At 69.4% G+C, this 20,952-nt stretch carries 25 protein-coding genes; 18 read left to right on the top strand and 7 right to left on the bottom strand.

All coding sequences use genetic code 11. The features are described from left to right. Positions 1 to 27: 27 nt before the first annotated feature. Complete coding sequence (locus tag ACZ7L4_RS19060) at positions 28 to 498, bottom strand: Lrp/AsnC family transcriptional regulator (protein ID WP_351338227.1); 471 nt, start codon at positions 496 to 498, stop codon at positions 28 to 30. Positions 499 to 621: 123 nt separating this feature from the next. On the opposite strand from ACZ7L4_RS19060, the gene hppD reads away from it, so the two are divergent. The 6 genes from hppD to ACZ7L4_RS19030 all read left to right on the top strand — a co-directional run bounded on the left by hppD (position 622) and on the right by ACZ7L4_RS19030 (position 4,824). Then, the gene (gene hppD, locus ACZ7L4_RS19055) at positions 622 to 1,767 is read left to right on the top strand and encodes a 4-hydroxyphenylpyruvate dioxygenase (protein ID WP_472103874.1); all 1,146 of its coding nucleotides are present in this window, start codon (positions 622 to 624) and stop codon (positions 1,765 to 1,767) included. Between the two features lie 22 nt (positions 1,768 to 1,789). After that, positions 1,790 to 2,074 carry a hypothetical protein gene (locus ACZ7L4_RS19050; RefSeq protein WP_472103872.1) on the top strand — a complete coding sequence of 95 codons (285 nt, stop codon included), beginning with the start codon at positions 1,790 to 1,792 and terminating at the stop codon, positions 2,072 to 2,074. Next, positions 2,067 to 2,366 carry an SH3-like domain-containing protein gene (locus ACZ7L4_RS19045; RefSeq protein ID WP_472103870.1) on the top strand — a complete coding sequence of 100 codons (300 nt, stop codon included), beginning with the start codon at positions 2,067 to 2,069 and terminating at the stop codon, positions 2,364 to 2,366. The genes ACZ7L4_RS19050 and ACZ7L4_RS19045 overlap by 8 nt, the downstream gene beginning before the upstream one ends. Then, positions 2,356 to 2,943, top strand: coding sequence for a nitrile hydratase subunit alpha (gene nthA / locus ACZ7L4_RS19040; protein WP_472103869.1), 588 nt, complete (start codon positions 2,356 to 2,358; stop codon positions 2,941 to 2,943). Before ACZ7L4_RS19045 ends, nthA begins: the two co-directional genes overlap by 11 nt. Before the next feature lie 141 nt (positions 2,944 to 3,084). After that, positions 3,085 to 4,455, top strand: coding sequence for an FAD-binding oxidoreductase (locus ACZ7L4_RS19035; RefSeq protein ID WP_472103867.1), 1,371 nt, complete (start codon positions 3,085 to 3,087; stop codon positions 4,453 to 4,455). 174 nt (positions 4,456 to 4,629) lie between these two features. Further along, positions 4,630 to 4,824, top strand: coding sequence for a hypothetical protein (locus ACZ7L4_RS19030; protein WP_472103865.1), 195 nt, complete (start codon positions 4,630 to 4,632; stop codon positions 4,822 to 4,824). Between the two features lie 22 nt (positions 4,825 to 4,846). Here ACZ7L4_RS19030 and ACZ7L4_RS19025 read toward each other — a convergent pair whose 3' ends face one another. Then, positions 4,847 to 5,326, bottom strand: coding sequence for an SsgA family sporulation/cell division regulator (locus ACZ7L4_RS19025; protein ID WP_472103863.1), 480 nt, complete (start codon positions 5,324 to 5,326; stop codon positions 4,847 to 4,849). A 233-nt stretch (positions 5,327 to 5,559) separates the two neighbouring features. Between ACZ7L4_RS19025 and ACZ7L4_RS19020 the strand changes: the two genes are divergently transcribed. Next, a complete protein-coding gene (locus ACZ7L4_RS19020) occupies positions 5,560 to 6,954 on the top strand; it encodes an RDD family protein (protein WP_472103861.1) in 1,395 nt (464 codons plus the stop codon). A 66-nt stretch (positions 6,955 to 7,020) separates the two neighbouring features. Further along, complete coding sequence (locus tag ACZ7L4_RS19015; RefSeq protein WP_472103859.1) at positions 7,021 to 7,674, top strand: RDD family protein; 654 nt, start codon at positions 7,021 to 7,023, stop codon at positions 7,672 to 7,674. 36 nt (positions 7,675 to 7,710) lie between these two features. Here the strand turns inward: ACZ7L4_RS19015 and ACZ7L4_RS19010 are convergent, their stop codons facing one another. Beyond that, positions 7,711 to 8,004 carry a hypothetical protein gene (locus ACZ7L4_RS19010; RefSeq protein WP_472103857.1) on the bottom strand — a complete coding sequence of 98 codons (294 nt, stop codon included), beginning with the start codon at positions 8,002 to 8,004 and terminating at the stop codon, positions 7,711 to 7,713. Positions 8,005 to 8,318: 314 nt separating this feature from the next. Between ACZ7L4_RS19010 and ACZ7L4_RS19005 the strand changes: the two genes are divergently transcribed. Together ACZ7L4_RS19005 and ACZ7L4_RS19000 are read left to right on the top strand one after the other, a co-directional pair. Further along, positions 8,319 to 10,730 carry an immune inhibitor A domain-containing protein gene (locus ACZ7L4_RS19005; RefSeq protein WP_472103855.1) on the top strand — a complete coding sequence of 804 codons (2,412 nt, stop codon included), beginning with the start codon at positions 8,319 to 8,321 and terminating at the stop codon, positions 10,728 to 10,730. Between the two features lie 121 nt (positions 10,731 to 10,851). After that, positions 10,852 to 11,178: a hypothetical protein gene (locus ACZ7L4_RS19000; RefSeq protein WP_472103853.1), complete on the top strand. Its 327-nt coding sequence runs from the start codon at positions 10,852 to 10,854 to the stop codon at positions 11,176 to 11,178. A 52-nt stretch (positions 11,179 to 11,230) separates the two neighbouring features. On the opposite strand, the gene ACZ7L4_RS18995 is transcribed toward ACZ7L4_RS19000, so the two are convergent. Together ACZ7L4_RS18995 and ACZ7L4_RS18990 are read right to left on the bottom strand one after the other, a co-directional pair. Beyond that, positions 11,231 to 11,821, bottom strand: coding sequence for an isochorismatase family protein (locus ACZ7L4_RS18995; RefSeq protein WP_472103851.1), 591 nt, complete (start codon positions 11,819 to 11,821; stop codon positions 11,231 to 11,233). Between the two features lie 93 nt (positions 11,822 to 11,914). Further along, the gene (locus ACZ7L4_RS18990; RefSeq protein WP_472103849.1) at positions 11,915 to 13,243 is read right to left on the bottom strand and encodes a nicotinate phosphoribosyltransferase; all 1,329 of its coding nucleotides are present in this window, start codon (positions 13,241 to 13,243) and stop codon (positions 11,915 to 11,917) included. Between the two features lie 80 nt (positions 13,244 to 13,323). On the opposite strand from ACZ7L4_RS18990, the gene clpS reads away from it, so the two are divergent. The 7 genes from clpS (at position 13,324) to ACZ7L4_RS18955 (ending at position 18,080) form a co-directional block, all read left to right on the top strand. Further along, a complete protein-coding gene (gene clpS / locus ACZ7L4_RS18985; RefSeq protein ID WP_472103847.1) occupies positions 13,324 to 13,641 on the top strand; it encodes an ATP-dependent Clp protease adapter ClpS in 318 nt (105 codons plus the stop codon). Between the two features lie 10 nt (positions 13,642 to 13,651). Next, a complete protein-coding gene (locus ACZ7L4_RS18980) occupies positions 13,652 to 14,257 on the top strand; it encodes a DUF2017 domain-containing protein (RefSeq protein WP_472103845.1) in 606 nt (201 codons plus the stop codon). Positions 14,258 to 14,590: 333 nt separating this feature from the next. Then, positions 14,591 to 16,027 carry an amino acid permease gene (locus ACZ7L4_RS18975; RefSeq protein WP_472103843.1) on the top strand — a complete coding sequence of 479 codons (1,437 nt, stop codon included), beginning with the start codon at positions 14,591 to 14,593 and terminating at the stop codon, positions 16,025 to 16,027. A 76-nt stretch (positions 16,028 to 16,103) separates the two neighbouring features. Next, positions 16,104 to 16,520: a M67 family metallopeptidase gene (locus ACZ7L4_RS18970; RefSeq protein WP_399233421.1), complete on the top strand. Its 417-nt coding sequence runs from the start codon at positions 16,104 to 16,106 to the stop codon at positions 16,518 to 16,520. Positions 16,521 to 16,620: 100 nt separating this feature from the next. Next, complete coding sequence (locus tag ACZ7L4_RS18965; RefSeq protein ID WP_323179532.1) at positions 16,621 to 16,722, top strand: putative leader peptide; 102 nt, start codon at positions 16,621 to 16,623, stop codon at positions 16,720 to 16,722. 120 nt (positions 16,723 to 16,842) lie between these two features. Beyond that, a complete protein-coding gene (locus tag ACZ7L4_RS18960) occupies positions 16,843 to 17,121 on the top strand; it encodes a MoaD/ThiS family protein (RefSeq protein ID WP_450816150.1) in 279 nt (92 codons plus the stop codon). A gap of 8 nt (positions 17,122 to 17,129) precedes the next feature. Beyond that, entirely contained in the window at positions 17,130 to 18,080 is a 951-nt protein-coding gene (locus tag ACZ7L4_RS18955) for a PLP-dependent cysteine synthase family protein (RefSeq protein ID WP_472103840.1), read from the top strand. Positions 18,081 to 18,181: 101 nt separating this feature from the next. Here ACZ7L4_RS18955 and ACZ7L4_RS18950 read toward each other — a convergent pair whose 3' ends face one another. After that, entirely contained in the window at positions 18,182 to 18,625 is a 444-nt protein-coding gene (locus ACZ7L4_RS18950) for a type II toxin-antitoxin system PemK/MazF family toxin (protein WP_472103838.1), read from the bottom strand. 210 nt (positions 18,626 to 18,835) lie between these two features. Between ACZ7L4_RS18950 and ACZ7L4_RS18945 the strand changes: the two genes are divergently transcribed. Further along, positions 18,836 to 19,588: an MBL fold metallo-hydrolase gene (locus ACZ7L4_RS18945; RefSeq protein ID WP_450818190.1), complete on the top strand. Its 753-nt coding sequence runs from the start codon at positions 18,836 to 18,838 to the stop codon at positions 19,586 to 19,588. Between the two features lie 75 nt (positions 19,589 to 19,663). Here the strand turns inward: ACZ7L4_RS18945 and ACZ7L4_RS18940 are convergent, their stop codons facing one another. Then, positions 19,664 to 20,914: a PTS transporter subunit EIIC gene (locus ACZ7L4_RS18940; protein ID WP_461778632.1), complete on the bottom strand. Its 1,251-nt coding sequence runs from the start codon at positions 20,912 to 20,914 to the stop codon at positions 19,664 to 19,666. Positions 20,915 to 20,952: the final 38 nt, after the last annotated feature.

The following is a 20,952-nucleotide window of genomic DNA, read 5'->3' as shown; positions in this document are numbered from 1 at the left end:
CACTCCCGGGCGGTGCTCGGATAGCCGTCAGGAATCTCCTGACGCCTGCTCCACCAACGGGATGATCCGCAGCGGAACAGGATTTTCCATGACGATCGCCGTGGAAGCCCGGACGATGCCATCAAAACCGACAACCCGGTCGATCACACGTTGAAGGTCCGCGTTCGAGCGGGCCACGAGCCGGCACAGCATGTCCCCGCTGCCGGTCGTCGTGTGCAGCTCCAGGACCTCGGGGACGCCGCCCAAATGGGTCCTGACATCGGCTCCTTGCCCCTGCCTGATCTGCAGCGTCGCGAACGCGGTGACCGGGTAGCCGAGCGCCGCCGGGTCCACCTGGGGGCCGAAGCCGCGGATGACTCCGTTCGAGGTAAGCCGGTCGAGGCGGGCCTGTACGGTGCCGCGCGCGACGCCGAGCCGGCGGGACATCTCGAGCACCCCGATCCGCGGTTCGCGCGCCAGCAGCACGATGAGCCGCCCGTCCAGATCGTCGATCGCCATGGGCCCCTCCGGGGATGGTCATCCTGTACAAGCAGCCCGCGGAAACGGGACCGCCACTGGGCAGATTGCCCAGCGAAAACGCAAACTATTGCGCACCTTGCGGTACGGCGGGAACCTCACGGTATGACGCAGACCACAGACCACACCCCCGACACCGCACGGCAGGCCGACCCCTTCCCGGTCAAGGGGATGGACGCGGTCGTCTTCGCCGTGGGCAACGCCAAGCAGGCCGCGCACTACTACTCGACCGCCTTCGGCATGAAGCTCGTCGCCTACTCCGGACCGGAGAACGGCAGCCGCGAGACGGCCTCCTACGTCCTCACGAACGGCTCGGCCCGCTTCGTCCTCACCTCCGTCATCAAGGCGTCCACCGAGTGGGGCACCTTCCTCCAGGACCACGTCGCGGCGCACGGCGACGGCGTCGTCGACCTCGCCATCGAGGTCCCGGACGCCCGTGCCGCGTACGCGTACGCCGTCGAGCACGGCGCCCGCGGCCTCCAGGAGCCCTACGAGACGAAGGACGAGCACGGCACCGTCGTGCGCGCCGCCATCGCCACGTACGGAAAGACCCGCCACACGCTGGTCGAGCGCTCCGGCTACGACGGCCCCTACCTGCCCGGTTTCGCGGCCGCGGACCCGATCGTCGAGCCCCCGGCCAAGCGCACCTTCCAGGCCATCGACCACTGCGTCGGCAACGTCGAACTCGGCAAGATGAACGAGTGGGTCGCGTTCTACAACAAGGTCATGGGCTTCACGAACATGAAGGAGTTCGTGGGCGACGACATCGCGACCGAGTACAGCGCGCTGATGTCGAAGGTCGTCGCGGACGGCACCCTCAAGGTGAAGTTCCCGATCAACGAGCCGGCCGTCGCGAAGAAGAAGTCGCAGATCGACGAGTACCTGGAGTTCTACGGCGGCGCGGGCGTCCAGCACATCGCGCTCGCGACGAACGACATCGTCGCCTCGGTGAAGGCCATGCGCGCGGCGGGAGTTCAGTTCCTGGACACCCCGGACTCGTACTACGACACCCTCGGCGAGTGGGCCGGCGAGACCCGCGTGCCCGTCGAGACGCTGCGCGAGCTGAAGATCCTCGTCGACCGCGACGAGGACGGCTACCTGCTGCAGATCTTCACCAAGCCGGTCCAGGACAAGCCGACCGTGTTCTTCGAGATGATCGAGCGGCACGGCTCGATGGGCTTCGGCAAGGGCAACTTCAAGGCCCTCTTCGAGGCGATCGAGCGCGAGCAGGAGAAGCGCGGAAATCTCTGACGCGGGCTCCTAAGCTGGCCGCATGGCCAGGATGAACGACGTAGGCGGAACGACGGGGTTCGGCGCCATCGACACCACCGATGACGCCGAACCCTTCCACGCGGACTGGGAGGCGCGGGTCTTCGCGCTCCAGCGCGCGCTGCTCGTGAAGAAGGTCTTCAACCTCGACGAGTTCCGGGACGCCATCGAGACGATGCCGCCCCAGGAGTACCTCGCGGCCTCGTACTACGAGCGCTGGTTCCACGCGATCCGCGTGCTCCTCGAACGCAAGGGCGTCATCGAGGAGGGGATCCTCGACCGTGCCTGAACCGACCTTCGCGCCCGGCGACCGGGTCCGCACCTACCGGCACGACCCGCCGCACCACACCCGCCTGCCGCGCTACGCCCGCGGCAAGCTCGGCGTCGTCGTCGAGCCGGAGGGCCGGGCGCCGCTCGCCGACGTGCGCGCGCAGGGGCGCGAGGACGCCCCCGTCGAGATGATCTACGCGGTGCGGTTCGCGGCGCGCGAGCTGTGGGGCGAGGGCGAGCACGACGTCGTCCTCGACCTGTCCGCAAGCTACCTGGAGCCTTACGAGGAGGCCGACGCCGATGTCCGGTGACCACGACGACGCGGTGATCTCCCGCCAAGTACGGCTCCTGGAGAGCCTCCTGGAGGACAAGGGCATCGTCGGCGGTGAGACGGTCGACGAGGTCATCGACGGCTTCCTCGCGGGCGCCTCGCCGGTCAACGGCGCGAAGGTGGTGGCCCGCGCCTGGACCGACCCGGCGTTCAAGGAGCGGCTGCTCGCGGACGGTTCGGCGGCCGTGGCCGAACTGGGCTTCTCCAGCGGGGGAGTCCAGCCCCAGCGGCTGCGGGTCGCCGAGAACACGGAGGACGTGCACAACATGATCGTGTGCACGCTCTGCTCCTGCTACCCGCTGCGGCTCCTCGGCCCCTCGCCCGGCTGGTACAAGAGCGAGGCGTACCGCTCCCGCGTGGTGCGTGAACCACGGTCTGTGCTCGGCGAGTTCGGGGTCACGCTGCCGCCCGACGTCAAGATCACGGTGTGGGACTCCAGCGCGGAAACCCGCTACATGGTCCTCCCGCGGCGTCCCGCGAAAACGGAGGGCCTCAGTGAGTCGGACCTGGCGTCCCTGATCACCCGCAACGGCCTGATCGGCACGGCTCTGGTGTGAGCCACTCAAGCCCCTGCGGCTTCTTGCCTTTCAAGCCCCTCCGGCGATTGAGGAGCGGGGTCCGGGGCGGAGCCCCGTGACCGCAACGACGGGTGACTGCAAGGGGTTCACACGGCCGAAACGGAGTGCAAAGGTGTGATCATGAGCCGCACCCTCATGGAAGAGCTCCGCACGGGCCTGCCCGCGGAAGCGATCATCGTCGACGCCGACATCACCGCCTCCTACGCCCACGACATGGCGAGCTTCTGCGACGCCGGCACCCCGGCCGTCGTCGTCCTGCCGCGCACCGTCGAAGAGGTCCAGCACGTGATGCGCACGGCGACCGCGCTGCGCGTCCCGGTCGTCCCGCAGGGCGCCCGCACGGGCCTGTCGGGCGCGGCCAACGCATCCGAGGGCTGCATCGTCCTCTCGCTCGTCAAGATGGACCGCGTCCTGGAGATCAACCCGGTCGACCGGATCGCCGTCGTCGAACCGGGCGTCATCAACGCCACGCTCTCCCGCGCGGTCAACGAGCACGGGCTCTACTACCCGCCGGACCCCTCCAGCTGGGAGATGTGCACCATCGGCGGCAACATCGGCACGGCCTCGGGCGGCCTGTGCTGTGTGAAGTACGGAGTGACGGCGGAGTACGTGCTCGGGCTCGACGTCGTCCTCGCCGACGGCCGACTGCTGCAGACCGGCAGGCGCACCGCGAAGGGCGTCGCGGGCTACGACCTGACGCGGCTCTTCGTCGGCTCCGAGGGCAGCCTCGGGATCGTCGTGAAGGCGACGCTGGCGCTGAAGCCGCAGCCGCCCCAACAGCTGGTACTGGCCGCCGAGTTCGCCTCGGCCGAGGCCGCCTGCGACGCGGTCTGCCGGATCATGGAGGGCGGGCACGTCCCGTCCCTGCTCGAACTCATGGACCGTACGACGGTGAAGGCCGTCAACGACATGGCGAACATGGGCCTGCCGGAGACCACGGAGGCGCTGCTGCTCGCCGCCTTCGACACCCCGGACCCCACCGAGGACCTCGCGGCCGTCGGCGCGCTGTGCGAGGCCGCGGGCGCCACGCAGGTCGTGCCCGCCGAGGACGCCGCCGAGTCGGAGATGCTGCTCCAGGCGCGGCGCCTGTCGCTCACGGCCCTCGAAGCGGTCAAGGGCACCACGATGATCGACGACGTGTGCGTGCCCCGCTCCAAGCTGGGCGAGCTGCTCGAAGGCGTCGACCGGATCGCCGAGAAGTACGACCTCACCATCGGGGTGTGCGCGCACGCGGGCGACGGCAACACGCACCCCACCGTCTGCTTCGACGCGCAGGACGCCGACGAGGGCCGCCGTGCCCGCGAGTCCTTCGACGAGATCATGGCGCTCGGCCTCGAACTCGGCGGCACTATCACCGGCGAACACGGCGTCGGTGTGCTGAAGAAGGAGTGGCTCGCCCGCGAACTGGGCCCGGTCGGGGTCGAGATGCAGCAGGCGGTGAAGGCGGCCTTCGACCCACTGGGCCTGCTCAACCCCGGCAAGCTGTTCTGATCGCGGGGAGCGCCCCGCGGGGTGTCGCAGGGCGTGCGGCCCCGGTTACGTATCGTCCATATAAAGGACGAAAGCCTCATGTGGCCGGGTGTCGTCCGGCGGGACCCTGAAGGGGTCGCACGGCCGGCCGTCAGGGCGCCGGCCGGCATCCCGCAGCCCGAAGAGGTCCCGCCGATGAGCCACGGCACCGCCGACCGCAACCACGACAAGTCCGCCCGCCGCCGCAGGACGACCGCCGCCGTCCTGGTCGGCGCCCTCGCGCTGTCCTCCGTCGGCCTCGCGGTCGGCACTGCCGTCGCGGACCCGGGTCCCGCCCCGGCGGGCGCCACGCTCACCGGCACCTTGGACCCGGGCACGCCTTCCGAGTGATCCGGCCCCCGTGCCGGTCCCCTCACAGGTCCTCGGAGGACGACTCGTCCCCCGGCCACGGGTCGCACAGGTACAGGTCGTCGGTGGCCGGGGTCGGGGCGAGCAGCTCGGCCAGGGCCTCGTCGATGCCGAGCTGATCGGCCTCCGTGCCCGGCGGGACCGCCCGCAGCGTCCGCTCAAGCCAGGCCGAGACCTGCGCGGCCGGCGCCTCCAGGAGCGCGTCCCCGTCCGGCGAGCTCAGCGCCACCAGGACCACGCTGCGCCCGTCCACCTTCGTCGGCCACACCCGCACGTCCCCGTGCCCGCACGGCCGGAACACGCCCTCCACGAGCAGCTCGCGGGCGAACGTCCAGTTGACGGGGTGGTGCGAGCCGATGTGGAAGGTGATGTGGACGGCGTAGGGGTCGCCGGTTCGGTAGGTCAGTCGGGCCGGGACGGGGATGCTCCGCTCCGGCGAGAGCACGAGCTTCAGTTCCAGTTCGCGTTCCACCACGGTGTGCATGTCGTGCGTTTCCTCTCCGTCGTACGGGTCCGGAGCGGGCCCGTTGGAAGGTGAGAGCGCGATGTGCCGGGAGCATTACGCGAGTTCGTCGAAGTTATTTTTTCGGCGTCCCGGAAGGGGCCTCACGTTCCCCGGAAAGTGGTCCGTAACGGCGGAGCGGCACGGGCGGGCGCGGCGGTCTGATAGATGTGGACCCCACAACAAGACCCCCGAGCAGATACGGGACGACGGACATGAGTGCCCCAACCCCGGCCCCCGGCGACGACAGGCCCCGCGAAGGCTACTACCCCGATCCGTCCATTCCCGGATATGTCCGGTACTGGAACGGGGCCGCGTGGGTGCCGGGCACCAGTCGCCCCGCGCCCTCCGACGGACAGTCCCTTCCGGCCCCGCCCGGAGCGGGCGCCGCCCCCGCCCCCACCTCGGTCTCCGAACCGCCTCCGGCGGAGGAGACCGGACCCGTCTTCCTCGACGAGGAGCCCTCCGTGCGTACGGAGATGGGCCCCCCGGAGCACGGCGCGCCCGCGGCGCCCGAGCCCGCGTCCGCCTGGGGGGCCAACGCCGCCCGGCAGGCGGGCTTCGGTGCCGAGCAGGCCAACCGGGTGTCCTGGGGCGCGGACTCGAACGCGCAGACGCCCGAGCAGTCCGCCCCGGAGGCGTCCGCGCCGCCGGAGCGCACGGACGGCACGGTCAAGCTCCGCGCCATGCAGCAGCCGGGAGCCGGGAAGCCGGCCCCCGCCGACGGCACGATGGCGTTCAGGGCGCTGCCGAAGCAGGACGGCCAGGCGGGGACCGCCACGCCGGGCCAGTCCCAGGCGCAGTCCCGCGCGGGCCTCAACCCGCAGCCCGCCCCGCAGGCCCCGGCCGCCCCGGCCCAGCCGAACGTCCCGCAACAGCAGCCGCAGCAGCAACAGCCCCAGCAGCCGCAACAGCAGCAGCCGCCCCAGGCGCAGGCGCACCTGCAGAGCCCCATGACGCAGGGGCCCGGCGGCGGCTCCCCGTCCTGGCCGCAGCAGGTGCACCAGCTGGCGGGGCAGGGGCAGGCCCCGGCGCCCGCCCCCGCGGCGGAGCCGAACGGTCCGGTGACGCCGTTCAAGCCGGTCTCCACCGACCCGTTCCTCGCCGCTGCGCAGGCCGCCGCCGCGGCCCGCCCGGCCGGCCTCGGCAAGCGGTTCGCGGCCCGGCTCGTCGACTCGGTGATCGTCGGCGCCGTCACCGCGACCGTCGCCGTGCCGCTCGGCACCAAGGCCGCTGACCACATCAACGGCAAGATCGACGAGGCGAAGGCCTCGGGGCACCAGGTCACGGTCTGGCTGCTCGACGGCACGACCGGCACGTACCTCGGCATCATCCTCGCGGTGCTGCTCGTGGTCGGCACGCTCTACGAGGCGCTGCCGACGTCGAAGTGGGGCCACACGCTCGGCAAGAAGCTGTTCGGCCTGACGGTCCGTGACATGGAGGAGCACGACTCCCCGACGTTCGTCTCGGCCCTCAAGCGCTGGATCGCCTACAGCGTGCCCGGCGTCCTCGTGGTGGGCGTCCTCGGCGTCCTGTGGGGTGCCTTCGACCGGCCGTGGCGCCAGTGCCTGCACGACAAGGCGGCGCGCACGTTCGTGGCGGCCGACTGACGTCCGGGTCATCCGGACGGCGGCCCGCCACGTGCAGGGCGGCGGGGTTTGCGTTCCACTCGGGCCATGAGCACCGAACCGCCGCCTGCCGGGTCCGGCCAGCCGCCGGACGACGACCCGTTCCGCAAGCCGCCGCCCAACGACCAGGGCGGCGGCTCTCCGTACGACAACCCCCAGAACCCCTACGGCTCGGCGCCCCCGCCTCCGCCACCGCCCCCGTACGGCGGTGATCCCTACGGGGGCGGCTACGGCGCGGCCGACCCGCTCGCGGGGATGCCGCCACTGGCCGACAGCGGCAAGCGCGTCCTCGCGCGGATCATCGACATCATCCTCATCGCGATCGTGGTGGGCCTGCTGTCGTGGGCCTTCGGGGTCGGCCAGTACAACATCGACACCGACGAGATGAGCGCAGGCAAACGGCTCGGCCAGTCGCTGATCGGAGCCATCCTCTACGTCGGCTACGACACGATCATGACGGCGAAGACCGGGCAGACGCTCGGCAAGAAGTGGCTGAAGCTGCGCGTCGCCAACCTGAGCGACGGCGCGACGCCCGGCATGCAGACCAACCTGCTGCGCGCGGTCGTCCTGTGGGTGCCCGCGGTGTTCTGCTGCGCCTGCATCTGGACGGCGATCTGCGGCGGCTGGAGCTTCTTCGACAAGCCCTACAAGCAGGGGCTGCACGACAAGGCGGCGAAGACCGTGGTGGTCAGCACCGCCTGAGGAAACCGGTCAGCGAAACACCGGCGGGTCCGTGTCTCACGGGCCCGCCGGTTCGCGTGCGCGCGAGGGCTCGGACGGGGCCGAGGGGGAGGGCAGCGTGGTGCTCAGGCGCTGGGCCGGCACCCGCTCCTCCGCGGTGCCCGCCGCGGCGGACTCCCGCTTGCGCGTCGGCACCGACATCGCCACGAACAGACCCAGGATGAGCGCCGAGACGGCGATCACCGGGATGCCGGGACCCGAGCTCGTCCGGGACAGCAGAACCATGGCGATGGTGGAGCAGACGACGGTGGCCGATCCGTAGGCGAGCTGAGCGACAGTCGGGCGAGGCATGGTGAGATCCGTCCTCGTGACATCGGGGGACTATTCGGACCTGTGCCCGAGCAGAGCACCCGGTAAGCATGCCCTAAGCCCTGCCGCCGGAGCATGGGGGGCGCACGGAGTCATCGGGTCCACCAAGTGGACGGAAGGACGCGCCCGTTGCTCGTGGGGAAGCGGCGGACGGAGCGTCCGCATTTCGAACCGGGCGCTCTGCATAGTGCAATGTGAATGTCTCAGTCAAGGTCTGTTATTTCTCCTCTACTTCCGGTCAAATGACGTCACTTGTGACGCGTGGCGCTCACGCCACGGAGGAGGGGACCACTCAAGTGACCACCAAGAGACGGGCGTTGAGATCCGTCGCCGTCATCGCGACCCTCGCCGCCACCGCGGCCACGGGTTCGCTCGCGGCGACCACCGCCCAGGCCGACACCCCGGCCGCGACGAGCTCGACCGCCGGCGGAAAGACGTACGGGGGCAAGGGCCACGTCTTCGACGGCCCGTTCAGCAAGCAGCAGGAGAAGCAGCGCCAGGCCGCGCTGCAGCAGGTCCTCCAGGGCACGTCGAAGGTCCAGGAGAAGCACGGCTCCAAGGTCGTGGAGCTGTCCAAGGGCAAGTACGTCGAGCTGGGCCGCGAGCGCACGGACAAGATCTTCACGATCCTGGCCGAGTTCGGCGACAAGGTCGACAACACCACCCTGGTGGACCGCGCGGACGACGACACGGACGAGCTGAAGCCCAAGTACGGCGGCACGCCAGGACCGCTGCACAACCAGATAGCCGAGCCGGACCGTGCCAAGGACAACAGCACGGCCTGGCAGAAGGACTACGACTCCCAGCACTACAAGGACCTCTACTTCGGCGACGGCAAGTCCGCCTCCGGCAAGGGCGCCGACTCCCTCAAGACCTATTACGAGAAGACCTCATCGGGCCGCTACTCGGTCGAGGGCGAGGTCTCCGACTGGGTCAAGGTCGAGTGGAACGAGGCCCGTTACGGCTCCAACTACTGCGGCGCCGACAACTGCCCGAACGTCGAGGACCTGGTCCGCGACGGCGTCAACGCCTGGGTCGCGCAGCAGAAGGCGGCCGGCAAGTCGGACGCCGACATCAAGGCCGACATGGCGCAGTACGACCAGTGGGACCGCACGGACCACGACAACGACGGCAACTTCAACGAGCCGGACGGCTACATCGACCACTTCCAGATCGTGCACGCGGGCGAGGACGGCTCGGCGGGCGGCGGTGCGCAGGGCGGCGACTCCCTGTGGGCGCACCGCGGTTACGCCTTCTCCCGCGACGACGGCGACACGGGCCCGGCCGGCTTCAAGGCGGGCGGCACTCCGATCGGCGACACGGGCATCTGGGTCGGCGACTACACGATGCAGCCGGAGAACGGCGGCCTCGGCGTCTTCGCCCACGAGTACGGCCACGACCTGGGCCTGCCGGACCTGTACGACACGACGTACACCGGCGAGAACTCGGTCGGCTTCTGGTCGCTGATGTCGGCGGGCTCCTGGCTCGGCACCGGCAAGGAAGCCATCGGCGACATGCCCGGTGACATGACGGCCTGGGACAAGCTGCAGCTCGGCTGGCTGAACTACGACAAGGCGAAGGCCGCCACCAAGTCGACGCACAAGCTGGGTGTCGCGGAGTACAACACCAAGCTGAAGCAGGCGCTCGTCGTCGAACTGCCGAAGAAGAACGTCACCACGGACATCGTGAAGCCCGCCGAGGGCACGAAGCAGTGGTGGTCGGACTACGGCGACGACCTCGACAACACCCTCAGCCGCACCGTGGACCTGACCGGCAGGACGTCGGCCGCCCTCGAACTCGACGGCTGGTACGACATCGAGAAGGACTACGACTACCTGTACACGCAGGTGTCCACCGACGGCGGCGCGAGCTGGAAGACGATCGACGGCACCGCCGACGGTCAGCCGATCCCGCGCGACGGCGGCGACAAGCCGGCCCTCACGGGCACCAACGGCAAGTTCCAGCACCTCACTTACCCGCTGAACGACTACGCCGGCCAGAAGATCGACGTCCGCTTCCGCTACAAGACCGACGGGGGAGTGGCCCAAATGGGCTTCGCCTTCGACAACTTCACGGTCAAGGCGGACGGCGCGACGCTGTTCTCCGACAACGCCGAGACGGAGCAGGCCGGTTGGACCACGCGCGGCTTCTCGCGCATCGGCGCCTCGATCACCGGTGACTTCCCGCAGTTCTACATCGCGGAGAACCGCCAGTACGTCTCGTACGACAAGACCCTCGCGGTCGGCCCGTACAACTTCGGCTGGCGCGACGGCGGGGCCAAGCAGAACTGGGTCGAGCACTACGCGTACCGCCCCGGCCTCATGATCTGGCAGTGGGACACCTCGCAGCGCAACAACAACGTCGGCCAGCACCCCGGCAAGGGTCTGATCCTCCCGGTCGACGCGCACGCGAAGCCGCTGAAGTGGTCCGACGGCAAGCTGATCACCAACAAGATCACGCCGTACGACGCCGCCTTCGGCCACTACCGGGTCCCCGGCATGACCCTCCACAAGCTGGGCGTCGAAACGAAGATCCCGGCGCAGGCCGGCGTCCCGGTCTTCGACGATCACAAGGGCACGTACTGGTACGCGGAGAACCCCACCGGAAGCGTGCGCACAACTGACACCAACACCAAGATCAGCATCGTGAGCCAGCCGCGCGACGGCTCCTCGATGACGGTCAAGGTGGGCCCCTCGGCCAAGAAGTAAGGCAAAACCGCAGGTCAGAAGCGGATCGGCCGCGACCCTCTAGCGGGGTCGCGGCCGGTCGTGCTTAGGTGCGTCCTGTGAGTTCCTTATTGACACTACGTCTCACGGGGGTGTGACAGTCATGTCCGCAGGAGGGTTCTGCAAGCTGCCGGGAGGCACCGTGGTCGTCGCCCTGACCCTGCCCGCGCCCGGCTCCGCCGACGGCGCCGTACGGGTCCTGGTGCACGCCGCGAACCGCCCGCGCGCCCTGACCCGCCTGCGCAACCTGGGCCTGCGCGCGGTCTACCTCCGGGGCAACGCCCACCCGCCGACCCCGGACGAGATAACCGCGGTCCTCCACCACCCGGACGGCCTCATCTGGCGCACGGCCCCGGACACAAGATCGGGCGAACTGTGGCACCCGATACGAGCGCTCTTCCCGGGCCGCGTGAGCGCATCAGGCGTGTAATTGGAGCCCCGCCGGCGATTGAGGCGCGGGGTCCGGGGCAGAGCCCCGCGACCTAGGCCACGACGGGCTTCCCGTTGAGTTCCACCCCAGCCGAGCGCAGCTCATCAAGCGCCGCCTCGGTAGAGGCCGCCGCAACCCCGGCCGTCAGCTCCAGCAACACCTTGGTCCGAAACCCGTTCCGCACCGCATCCAACCCGGTCGCGCGAACGCAGTGATCCGTGGCGATACCGACCACATCCACCTCGGACACCTCCCGCGCCCGCAGCCACTCCGCCAGCGGCACCCCGTTCTCGTCCGCCCCCTCGAACCCGCTGTAGGCGGCCGAGTACGCCCCCTTGTCGAACACCGCGTCGATCGCGCCGGAGGCGACCGCAGGGGCGAAGTTCGGATGGAACCCCACCCCCTCGGTCCCCGCGACGCAGTGCCGCGGCCAGCTGTGCACGAAGTCCGGCGCCTCCGAGAAGTGCTCACCGGGGTCGACGTGATGGTCACGCGTGGCGACGACGTGCTGGTAGCACCCGCCGCCGGCCTGTCCGACGAGATCGGTGATCGCGGCAGCGACATCGGCACCCCCCGCCACCGCGAGGCTGCCGCCCTCGCAGAAGTCGTTCTGCACATCCACGACGATCAGGGCGCGACGCATGATTGCTGTCCTTCTGCTTGGAGACTACGAGCGTAGAAGCTTCAAGTGCGTTGCGGGAGAGGGCATGGAGCGCACTCGGGAAGGCCGTGGCCCTCAGACGTACTCGGTCGGAATCACCGGCTCGCCCCGCGACAGCTGCGTCGCCGACAGCGGCAGCCGGTCGCGGGCCGCGATGTGCCGCTCGCGCACCGTGTCGAGCGGCTCGCGGGACACCACCTCACCGCCCTTGACCAGCTCGACGAGGAGCTGCCGGTCGGCGAGGTCCGCCGGGACGTCCCCCGTGCCGACGACCTCGGCCTCCGCGACCCCGTCCGCGTCCGGCCGGCGCGCGGCCCACTTGCGGCCGCCGATGGAGGTCTTCCCGCCCGCCGACTTCTTCGCCACGGGCACCAGCGGCGCCTTCGGGTCGGCGGACTCGGCGCGCGCCACCAGCTTGTAGACCATGGAGCAGGTGGGGTGCCCGGACCCGGTCACCAGCTGCGTACCCACCCCGTACGCGTCCACGGGCGAGGCGGCGAGCGAGGCGATGGCGTACTCGTCGAGGTCGGAGGTGACGACGATCTTGGTGTTCGTGGCGCCCAGCTCGTCCAGCTGCTGCCGCACCCGGTGCGCGACGAGCAGCAGGTCGCCGGAGTCGATCCGGACGGCGCCCAGCTCGGGCCCCGCGATCTCGACGGCCGTCGCGACCGCCTCCTGCACGTCGTACGTGTCGACCAGCAGCGTCGTCCCCTTGCCCAGGGAGTCGACCTGGGCCCGGAAGGCGTCCCGCTCGGTGTCGTGGATCAGCGTGAAGGCGTGCGCGCTGGTGCCGACGGTCGGGATCCCGTACCGGAACCCGGCCGCGAGGTCCGAGGTCGTCGCGAACCCGCCCACGTACGCGGCGCGCGAGGCGGCCACGGCGGCCAGCTCGTGCGTGCGGCGCGCGCCCATCTCGATCAGCGGCCGGTCCCCGGCGGCCGAGGACATCCGGGACGCCGCGGCGGCGATCGCCGAGTCGTGGTTGAGGATCGAGAGGATCACCGTCTCCAGGAGCACGCACTCGGCGAAGGAGCCCTCGACGCGCAGCACGGGGGAGCCGGGGAAGTAGACCTCGCCCTCGGGGTAGCCCCAGATGTCGCCGGAGAACCGGTAGTCCGCGAGCCACTGGAGGGTCGGCTCGTCGACGACGTCGCGCTCGCGCAGGAAGTCGAGCACCTGGGCGTCGAAGCGGAAGTTCTCGACGGCGTCCAGGACCCGCCCGGTGCCCGCGACGACGCCGTAGCGGCGGCCCTCGGGCAGGCGCCGGGTGAAGACCTCGAAGACCGAATGCCGGTCGGCGGTGCCCCCGCGCAGGGCGGCCTGCAGCATCGTCAGCTCATAGTGGTCGGTGAAGAGCGCTGTCGACGGAACGTCCACCGGCAGGCCAAGGTCCGCTGTGTTCATACGAAGGATGCTACCCCCGATTAACGTCAGGGTGACGATTTCTGCGTCCGTTTGTGCGTGGGGCGGGTGGTGGTGGCAGCATGGGCCCTGTGACGGCTCCAGCACCCCTTGAGATCGAAAGGCCCGAGACGACGGAGGACGCGTCCGTCGTCCCTGAGCCGGACGTCCCATGGATCACGCTCGTCCACAATGATCCGGTGAACCTCATGAGTTACGTGACGTACGTCTTCCAGTCGTACTTCGGGTACTCCAAGGACAAGGCCACCAAACTCATGATGGACGTGCACCACAAGGGTCGGGCCGTCGTCTCCACCGGTTCCCGCGAGGAGATGGAACGCGACGTGCAGGCGATGCACGGATACGGCCTGTGGGCCACGCTTCAACAGGATCGGAAGTAGCAGCATCCCGATGCCAGGACATTTCGAACCGATCCCCGGTGGCGGCGCGGCCGTCGCCCTCGACGACGTCGAGATCTCCATCATCCGCTCGCTCGCGGTCCAGCTCCTCGAGCTGATCGGGCCGGGCCCGGGCGGCGAGGCGAGCGACGACCCGCTCGCGGAACTCTTCGCCGAGGGGCCGAGCGAACCGCCCTCCGACGCGGTGCTGCGCCGCCTCTTCCCCGATGCGTACGGCGGCCCGGGCGTCGAGGGCGAGAGCGTCGAGGACGCCGACGAACTGCGCGCCCACTCCTCGGAGTTCCGCCGCTTCACCGAGAACGATCTGCGGGCGGGCAAGCGCGAGGACGCCCTCGCGGTGATCCGCTCGCTCGACACGCTCAGCCCGGCGGGCGACGGCGGCGCGGTGCTCAAGCTGCAGCAGGGCGAGTCGGTCCAGTGGATGCGCGCGCTCAACGATCTGCGCCTGGCGATCGGCACCCGCCTCGACATCACCGACGAGGAGGACACGGACCTCCTCTACCGGCTCCCCGACGACGACGCGCGCAAGCCGATGGTCATGGCGTATCTGTGGCTCGGCGGGCTGCAGGAGACCCTCGTGGAGACCCTGACGGCCTGACCTTCGGTCAGGTTGTCCTGTTCGCTCAGCGGGTCCTCAAATCCGTATAACGATCCCGTCACCGCGCTCACCCACAATGTGGCGCGGTGATTTGTTTTGTCCTGTTTTTCTGGTGGCGTGCGCCACACGCGCCTCGGCCAACCCCGATGAACGCCGTGATAAATCTTCACGACCACCCGAGGGACGCCACCCCTGTCCTGTCGGGGGGCGCCCCGACCGGCCGACCGCCGGTAGGCACCAGCTCCATCCATCCAGGGGCCCAGACCCCAAAGGATCGTCACAGTCGATCCGAGCCGCGCACGGCACGGATCGGCATGGAGAAAGGCGCACACCATGACCTCAGTGCAGGTCGACGAGCAGCACGACGGCAATGAGGCCGCGCAGGCCGAGACCGACGAGGGTTACCAACGAGGACTCGGGGCCCGGCAGATCCAGATGATCGCCATCGGCGGCGCCATCGGGACCGGCCTCTTTCTCGGCGCGGGCAAGGGCATCTCCAAGGCGGGGCCCAGCCTGATCCTGGCGTACGCGGTCGCCGGCGTGGTCATCTTCTGCATCATGCGGGCGCTCGGCGAGCTCCTCATGTACCGCCCCGTGTCCGGCTCCTTCTCGGAGTACGCACGCGAGTTCATCGGCCCCTTCGCGGGCTTCGCGACCGGCTGGACGTACTGGCTCTTCTGGGTCATCACCGGAATGACCGAGGTCACCGCGGCCGCCACCTACATGACGTTCTGGTGGGACATCCCGCAATGGGTGTCCGCACTCGTCTTCACCGTCATCCTCTACGGCGCCAACCTGATCTCCGTGAAGCTCTTCGGTGAGCTGGAGTTCTGGTTCTCCACCGTCAAGGTCACCGCCATCATCGGCATGATCCTGATCTGCGCCGGTATCCTCACCATCGGCTTCTCCGACGCCGGTGACACGGCCTCCCTGACGCACCTGTGGGACCTCGGCGGCTTCTTCGCCGGCGAGAACGGCATCGGCTCGACGCTGATGACCCTGCAGATGGTGATGTTCGCGTTCCTCGCGGTCGAGCTCGTCGGCGTCACCGCGGGCGAGGCCAAGGACGCCAAGAAGGTCCTGCCGAAGGCCATCAACACCGTGCCGTGGCGCATCGCCGTCTTCTACGTCGGCGCCCTGATCATGATCCTCTCCGTCGTGCCGTGGACGTCCTTCAAGGCCGGCGAGAGCCCGTTCGTGCACGCCTTCGACAAGATGGGCCTCGGCGTCGGCGCCGCCATCGTCAACTTCGTCGTGCTGACCGCCGCGCTGTCCTCCTGCAACTCGGGCATGTACTCCACCGGCCGCATGCTGCGCGACCTCGCGCAGAACAGCCAGGGCCCGAGCTTCTTCACCAAGCTGAGCAAGAACGGCCTGCCGGTCATCGGCACCACGTTCTCCGCCGCGATGATGCTGGTCGGCGTCTGGATCAACTACCAGTGGCCGGGCGAGGCGTTCAACTACGTCGTCTCCTTCGCCACCATCTCCGGCATGTGGGCCTGGATCATCATCCTGATCTGCCAGATCCGCTACCGCCTCAAGTCCGACCGCGGCGAGCTGCCGAAGTCCGAGTTCCGCGCGCCGTGGGGCGTCTGGGTCAGTGGCCTCGCGCTCGCGTTCATCTTCATGGTCATCGTCCTGATGGGCATCGACCCGGACGCGCGCGTCTCCCTGTACGCCGCCCCGGTCTGGGCCGCGATCCTGGGTGTCTCGTACTTCTTCCTGAAGAAGCGCAACCCGGAGGCCGCCGCCTTCTCGAAGCGCAGCTGAGGCGCCGCATCTCAACAGGTGGGCCTCCCCGTACCGCACTCCGGTACAGGGAGGCCCATTTGCTTATGCTGGCCGCATGTTGAAGATTTCCCAGACCCTGGTCGACCAGATCGTCGAGCACGCCCGCAAGGACCACCCCGACGAGGCCTGCGGCGTCATCGCGGGCCCGGTCGGCGAGGGCCGCCCCGAGCGCTTCATCCCGATGCTGAACGCCGCCCGCTCGCCCACGTTCTACGAGTTCGACTCGGGTGACCTGCTGAAGCTCTACCGCGAGATGGACGACCGCGACGAGGAGCCCGTCGTCATCTACCACTCGCACACGGCCACCGAGGCATACCCCTCGCGCACCGACGTCACGTACGCGAACGAGCCGAACGCGCACTACGTCCTGGTCTCCACCGCCGACGCCGACGACGCGGGCCCCTTCCAGTTCCGCTCGTACCGCATCGTCGAGGGCGAGATCACCGAGGAAGAGGTCGAGATCACCGCCTGAGGACGGCTGCGACCTCGACGTTCTCAGCCACCGGACGCATTTCGACCGCATGATGAGATCACATTCCGGGATCCGGACCGGGAATCGATACGATGAGCCCATGGTTTCCCACGACGTGAGCGAAAAGACGCCGGGCATGCTGCTCGTGGCGCGGCTGCACGTCGACCTGTGCCGCCTCGCCAGCGCCATCTGTCCGCGCTGAGCCGGACCGCCGGGCGCCCGCCGAGGGCCCGCTGCTCCCGCCACCCACGCACCTGACCGGAAACGCCCGCGCCCAGGCGCGCTCACCCACACGACTTCCGACTCCCGACAGGAGCCCAGCATGGCCATCGAGGTCCGCATCCCGACCATCCTCCGCACCTACACCGACGGCGCGAAGGCCGTCGAAGGCACCGGGGACAACCTCAGCGAGCTCTTCGCCGACCTGGACACGCGGCACACGGGCATCGCCGACCGCATCGTGGACAACGGCCAGCTGCGCCGCTTCGTGAACGTCTACCTGAACGACGAGGACGTCCGCTTCCTCGACGGCATCGGCACCAAGCTCTCCGACGGCGACAGCATCACGATCCTGCCGGCCGTCGCCGGCGGAATGCGCTGAGCCGGCTCATGCGCTACGACAGCCCGCTGGCCGCGGTGGGCAACACCCCTCTGGTGCGCCTGCCGCGGCTCTCGCTCTCCGACGACGTGCGGATCTGGGCGAAGCTGGAGGACCGCAACCCGACCGGCTCGATCAAGGACCGCCCCGCGCTCCACATGATCGAACAGGCCGAGAAGGAAGGCCGGATCAAGGCCGGGGACACCATCCTCGAACCCACCTCCGGCAACACCGGCATCTCGCTCGCGATGGCCGCCCGGCTCAAGGGCTACAACATCGTCTGCGTCATGCCGGAGAACACCTCGCAGGAGCGCCGCGACCTGCTCGCGATGTGGGGCGCGGAGATCATCCCGTCCCCGGCAGCGGGCGGCTCCAACACGGCGGTCCGGATCGCCAAGGAGCTGGCCGAGCAGCACCCGGACTGGGTGATGCTCTACCAGTACGGCAACCCGGACAACGCGGGCGCGCACTACGCCACGACAGGCCCGGAGATCCTCACCGACCTCCCGTCCGTCACGCACTTCGTCGCGGGCCTCGGCACCACCGGCACGCTCATGGGTGTCGGCCGCTACCTGCGCGAGCACAAGCCCGACGTCAAGATCGTCGCGGCCGAGCCGCGCTACGACGACCTGGTCTACGGCCTGCGCAACCTGGACGAGGGCTTCGTCCCCGAGCTCTACGACGCCTCCGTCCTCACCACCCGCTTCTCGGTCGGATCGGCCGACGCGGTGACCCGCACGCGTGACCTCCTCCAGCAGGAGGGCATCTTCGCGGGCGTCTCCACGGGGGCGGCGCTGCATGCCGCGATCGGCGTCGGCAAGAAGGCGGTGAAGGCGGGGGAGTCCGCGGACATCGTGTTCGTGGTGGCCGACGGCGGCTGGAAGTACCTGTCGACGGGGGTCTACACGGCCGCGACGACCGAGGCAGCCATTGAGGTGCTGCACGGCCAGTTGTGGGCGTAGCCAGTACGTTCAGGCTGTTCATATTCAGCCCCTCCGGCGTTTGAGGAGCGGGGTCTGGGGCGGAGCCCCAGGACCGCAACGCCGGAGGGGCTCAGCCATACCTAATGCCCCAGGTGCCGCACCTGATCCCACAATCCCGGATCGATCACCCCGGCCGGCCGCCGGAAATCCCCCAACGGCACCTGACGCAGCTCGTCCGTCTCCAGGAAGCTCGCCCGCCCCCTCGCATCGCCCACCGACCCCGGCGGCAGCGCGATCACACCCGGCCGCTCGTCGTGGTACCGGCTGGTGATCTTGGCGACCGTCGCGACACCCCTGCGCACCGACAGGACCAGGCACGGCCGGTCCTTCCCGCCGGGCCCGTCCTCGTACGGCACCATCGCCCACCAGATGTCACCCGGCTCGGGCCCACGCGCGTGACCGCCGCGCGGCACGTGCCGTTCCCGGCGGCGGTGACGCGTGCCGCGCCCCCAGCCGTCGACCAGCGTCGCGACGAGCGCGAGCAGTACGACGGCAGCGAGCGCGAGCCACCAGGACGTGTCCATAGGCATGACGGTACCGGTGGGACGCGCGGGGTGCTTCCGCGCCCCGAACCCCTCCGAACCGGTGACAGCGCAGGTGAGTTCGCCCACAACAGCCCGTGACGGAGGAGCCACCCGCCCTTTTGCGCCTTACGCTCGACTGACCCCCTTGGCCCTTGGCCCATGGCTCCACCCCGCATATTCCGACCGCCAGCGCGGAGGTTGAAAGCTCTTATGAAGCTCACCGTCGTCGGCTGCTCGGGGTCGTTCCCGTCCGCGGATTCGGCCTGCTCGAGCTACCTCGTCGAGGCCGACGGCTACCGGCTGCTCCTCGACATGGGCAATGGCGCCCTGGGCGAGCTGCAGCGCCACAGCGGTCTCTACGACCTCGACGCGATCTTCCTTTCGCATCTGCACGCGGACCACTGCATCGACATGTGCGCGTACTTCGTCGTGCGCTACTACCGTCACGACGGCGGCCGTTGCGCCCCCATGCCCGTCTACGGCCCCGAGGGCACCGAGCAGCGCCTGACCACCGCGCACGCCGACACGCCCTCGGCCTCCGCGTTCAGCGAGGTCTTCGACTTCCACACCGTGAAGCCGGGCTCGTACGAGATCGGGCCGTTCTCCGTCCGCATGGAGAAGGTCTGCCACCCGGTGGAGTCGTACGCGATCCGGGTCGAGCACGAGGGTCGCTCCCTGACGTACTCCGGGGACACGGGCCCGTGCGCCGCGCTGGACGAACTGGCGGAGGACAGCGACCTGTTCCTCTGCGAGGCCGCGTTCACGCACGGCAAGGAGAACATCCCGGCGCTGCACCTCAACGGCCGGGAGGCGGGGGAGGCGGCGCAGCGCTCCCGCACCCGCAAGCTCGTCCTCACCCACATCCCGCCGTGGACCGACCCGCAGGTGAACCTCGCGGACGCACGCGCGGTGTACGACGGCCCTGTCGAGCTGGCGGCGCCGGGAGTGACGTACACGATCTGAGCCCGCCCGGATGTGCGAAGGCCCCGGAACCCGCCATCGGGTTCCGGGGCCTTCGTCATGCCCTGCCGGTGAGGCTCACGCCTTCGTGAGGTCCTCGACCTCCTCCTCGGGCTCGCGGCCCGGGGTGGTGAGGTTGAACTTGATGATCGCGAACCGGAAGGTCACGTAGTAGATCGCCGCGAAGACCAGTCCGATCGGGATGATCATCCATGGCTTGGTGGCATGGGTCCAGTTCAGCGCGTAGTCGATGAACCCGGCCGAGAAGTTGAAGCCGGCGTGCACACCGAGGGCCCAGGTGACCGCCATCGAGACGGCGGTGAGCACCGCGTGCAGCACGTACAGGACCGGCGCGATGAACATGAAGGAGAACTCGATCGGCTCGGTCACACCGGTGACGAACGAGGTCAGCGCCAGCGAGACCATCATGCCCATCACGGCCTTGCGGCGCTCGGGGCGGGCGCAGTGCGCCATGGCGATCGCGGCGGCCGGCAGGCCGAACATCATGATCGGGAAGAAGCCGGACTGGAACATGCCGGCCGAGGGGTCACCGGCCAGGAAGCGCGGGATGTCGCCGTGCACGACGTCGCCGGCGGCGTTGGTGAAGTCACCGAGCTGGAACCAGGCGACGGTGTTCACGAACTGGTGCATGCCGATCGGGATCAGCGCGCGGTTCACGGCGCCGAACAGGCCCGCGCCACCGGCGCCGAGGCCGGTCATCCACTCGCCGAAGCTGGAGATGCCGCTGCCGATGGGCTCCCAGACCAGACCGAAGAAGACGCCGACGACGATGCCGACGAAGGCCATGATGATCGGGACGAGCCGGCGGCCGTTGAAGAAGCCGAGCCAGTCCACCAGCTTGGTGCGGTAGAAGCGCTGCCACAGGACGGCCGCGAGCAGACCCATGATGATGCCGCCGAGGACACCCGGGTCGTTGTACGTCGCCGCGACGTCCTCGCCCTTCTTGACCACCGCCTCGGTGACCGGGAAGGCCTCGAGGACCTTGCTGTAGACGAGGAAGCCGACGACGGCGGCGAGCGCCGTCGAGCCATCGGACTTCTTGGCGAAGCCGATGGCGACGCCTATGCAGAACAGAATGGGAAGGCTGCCGGTGAGGGCGCCGCCCGCGTTGTTGAAGACCGCGGCGACCTTGTCCCAGCCGAGGCCGTCCTTGCCGAAGATGTCGTCCTGGCCGAGCCGCACCATGATGCCGGCGGCCGGAAGCACCGCGATCGGCAACTGCAGGCTGCGGCCCACCTTTTGGAGGCCCTGGAAAAGGCCGGAGCCCCGCTTCTTTGCGGGGGCCGCCGTAGCGCTGGCGGTGCTCATCAACTTCCTCCATGAAAAGCAGATGGTCTACACCACTC

The sequence above is a fragment of the Streptomyces sp. NPDC107575 genome (assembly GCF_055657265.1).
Note: the sequence above shows the minus strand (reverse complement) of the source record. Positions and strands in the feature narration are given on the sequence as shown.

What these genes read in the sequence shown, in the direction of transcription:
- ACZ7L4_RS19060 (WP_351338227.1), bottom strand. Translation starts at nt 498, where the DNA reads ATGGCGATCGACGATCTGGACGGGCGGCTCATCGTGCTGCTGGCGCGC.
- hppD (WP_472103874.1), top strand. Translation starts at nt 622, where the DNA reads ATGACGCAGACCACAGACCACACCCCCGACACCGCACGGCAGGCCGAC.
- ACZ7L4_RS19050 (WP_472103872.1), top strand. Translation starts at nt 1,790, where the DNA reads ATGGCCAGGATGAACGACGTAGGCGGAACGACGGGGTTCGGCGCCATC.
- nthA (WP_472103869.1), top strand. Translation starts at nt 2,356, where the DNA reads ATGTCCGGTGACCACGACGACGCGGTGATCTCCCGCCAAGTACGGCTC.
- ACZ7L4_RS19035 (WP_472103867.1), top strand. Translation starts at nt 3,085, where the DNA reads ATGAGCCGCACCCTCATGGAAGAGCTCCGCACGGGCCTGCCCGCGGAA.
- ACZ7L4_RS19030 (WP_472103865.1), top strand. Translation starts at nt 4,630, where the DNA reads ATGAGCCACGGCACCGCCGACCGCAACCACGACAAGTCCGCCCGCCGC.
- ACZ7L4_RS19025 (WP_472103863.1), bottom strand. Translation starts at nt 5,326, where the DNA reads ATGCACACCGTGGTGGAACGCGAACTGGAACTGAAGCTCGTGCTCTCG.
- ACZ7L4_RS19020 (WP_472103861.1), top strand. Translation starts at nt 5,560, where the DNA reads ATGAGTGCCCCAACCCCGGCCCCCGGCGACGACAGGCCCCGCGAAGGC.
- ACZ7L4_RS19015 (WP_472103859.1), top strand. Translation starts at nt 7,021, where the DNA reads ATGAGCACCGAACCGCCGCCTGCCGGGTCCGGCCAGCCGCCGGACGAC.
- ACZ7L4_RS19010 (WP_472103857.1), bottom strand. Translation starts at nt 8,004, where the DNA reads ATGCCTCGCCCGACTGTCGCTCAGCTCGCCTACGGATCGGCCACCGTC.
- ACZ7L4_RS19000 (WP_472103853.1), top strand. Translation starts at nt 10,852, where the DNA reads ATGTCCGCAGGAGGGTTCTGCAAGCTGCCGGGAGGCACCGTGGTCGTC.
- ACZ7L4_RS18995 (WP_472103851.1), bottom strand. Translation starts at nt 11,821, where the DNA reads ATGCGTCGCGCCCTGATCGTCGTGGATGTGCAGAACGACTTCTGCGAG.
- ACZ7L4_RS18990 (WP_472103849.1), bottom strand. Translation starts at nt 13,243, where the DNA reads ATGAACACAGCGGACCTTGGCCTGCCGGTGGACGTTCCGTCGACAGCG.
- clpS (WP_472103847.1), top strand. Translation starts at nt 13,324, where the DNA reads ATGGGCCCTGTGACGGCTCCAGCACCCCTTGAGATCGAAAGGCCCGAG.
- ACZ7L4_RS18980 (WP_472103845.1), top strand. Translation starts at nt 13,652, where the DNA reads ATGCCAGGACATTTCGAACCGATCCCCGGTGGCGGCGCGGCCGTCGCC.
- ACZ7L4_RS18975 (WP_472103843.1), top strand. Translation starts at nt 14,591, where the DNA reads ATGACCTCAGTGCAGGTCGACGAGCAGCACGACGGCAATGAGGCCGCG.
- ACZ7L4_RS18970 (WP_399233421.1), top strand. Translation starts at nt 16,104, where the DNA reads ATGTTGAAGATTTCCCAGACCCTGGTCGACCAGATCGTCGAGCACGCC.
- ACZ7L4_RS18965 (WP_323179532.1), top strand. Translation starts at nt 16,621, where the DNA reads ATGGTTTCCCACGACGTGAGCGAAAAGACGCCGGGCATGCTGCTCGTG.
- ACZ7L4_RS18960 (WP_450816150.1), top strand. Translation starts at nt 16,843, where the DNA reads ATGGCCATCGAGGTCCGCATCCCGACCATCCTCCGCACCTACACCGAC.
- ACZ7L4_RS18955 (WP_472103840.1), top strand. Translation starts at nt 17,130, where the DNA reads ATGCGCTACGACAGCCCGCTGGCCGCGGTGGGCAACACCCCTCTGGTG.
- ACZ7L4_RS18950 (WP_472103838.1), bottom strand. Translation starts at nt 18,625, where the DNA reads ATGGACACGTCCTGGTGGCTCGCGCTCGCTGCCGTCGTACTGCTCGCG.
- ACZ7L4_RS18945 (WP_450818190.1), top strand. Translation starts at nt 18,836, where the DNA reads ATGAAGCTCACCGTCGTCGGCTGCTCGGGGTCGTTCCCGTCCGCGGAT.
- ACZ7L4_RS18940 (WP_461778632.1), bottom strand. Translation starts at nt 20,914, where the DNA reads ATGAGCACCGCCAGCGCTACGGCGGCCCCCGCAAAGAAGCGGGGCTCC.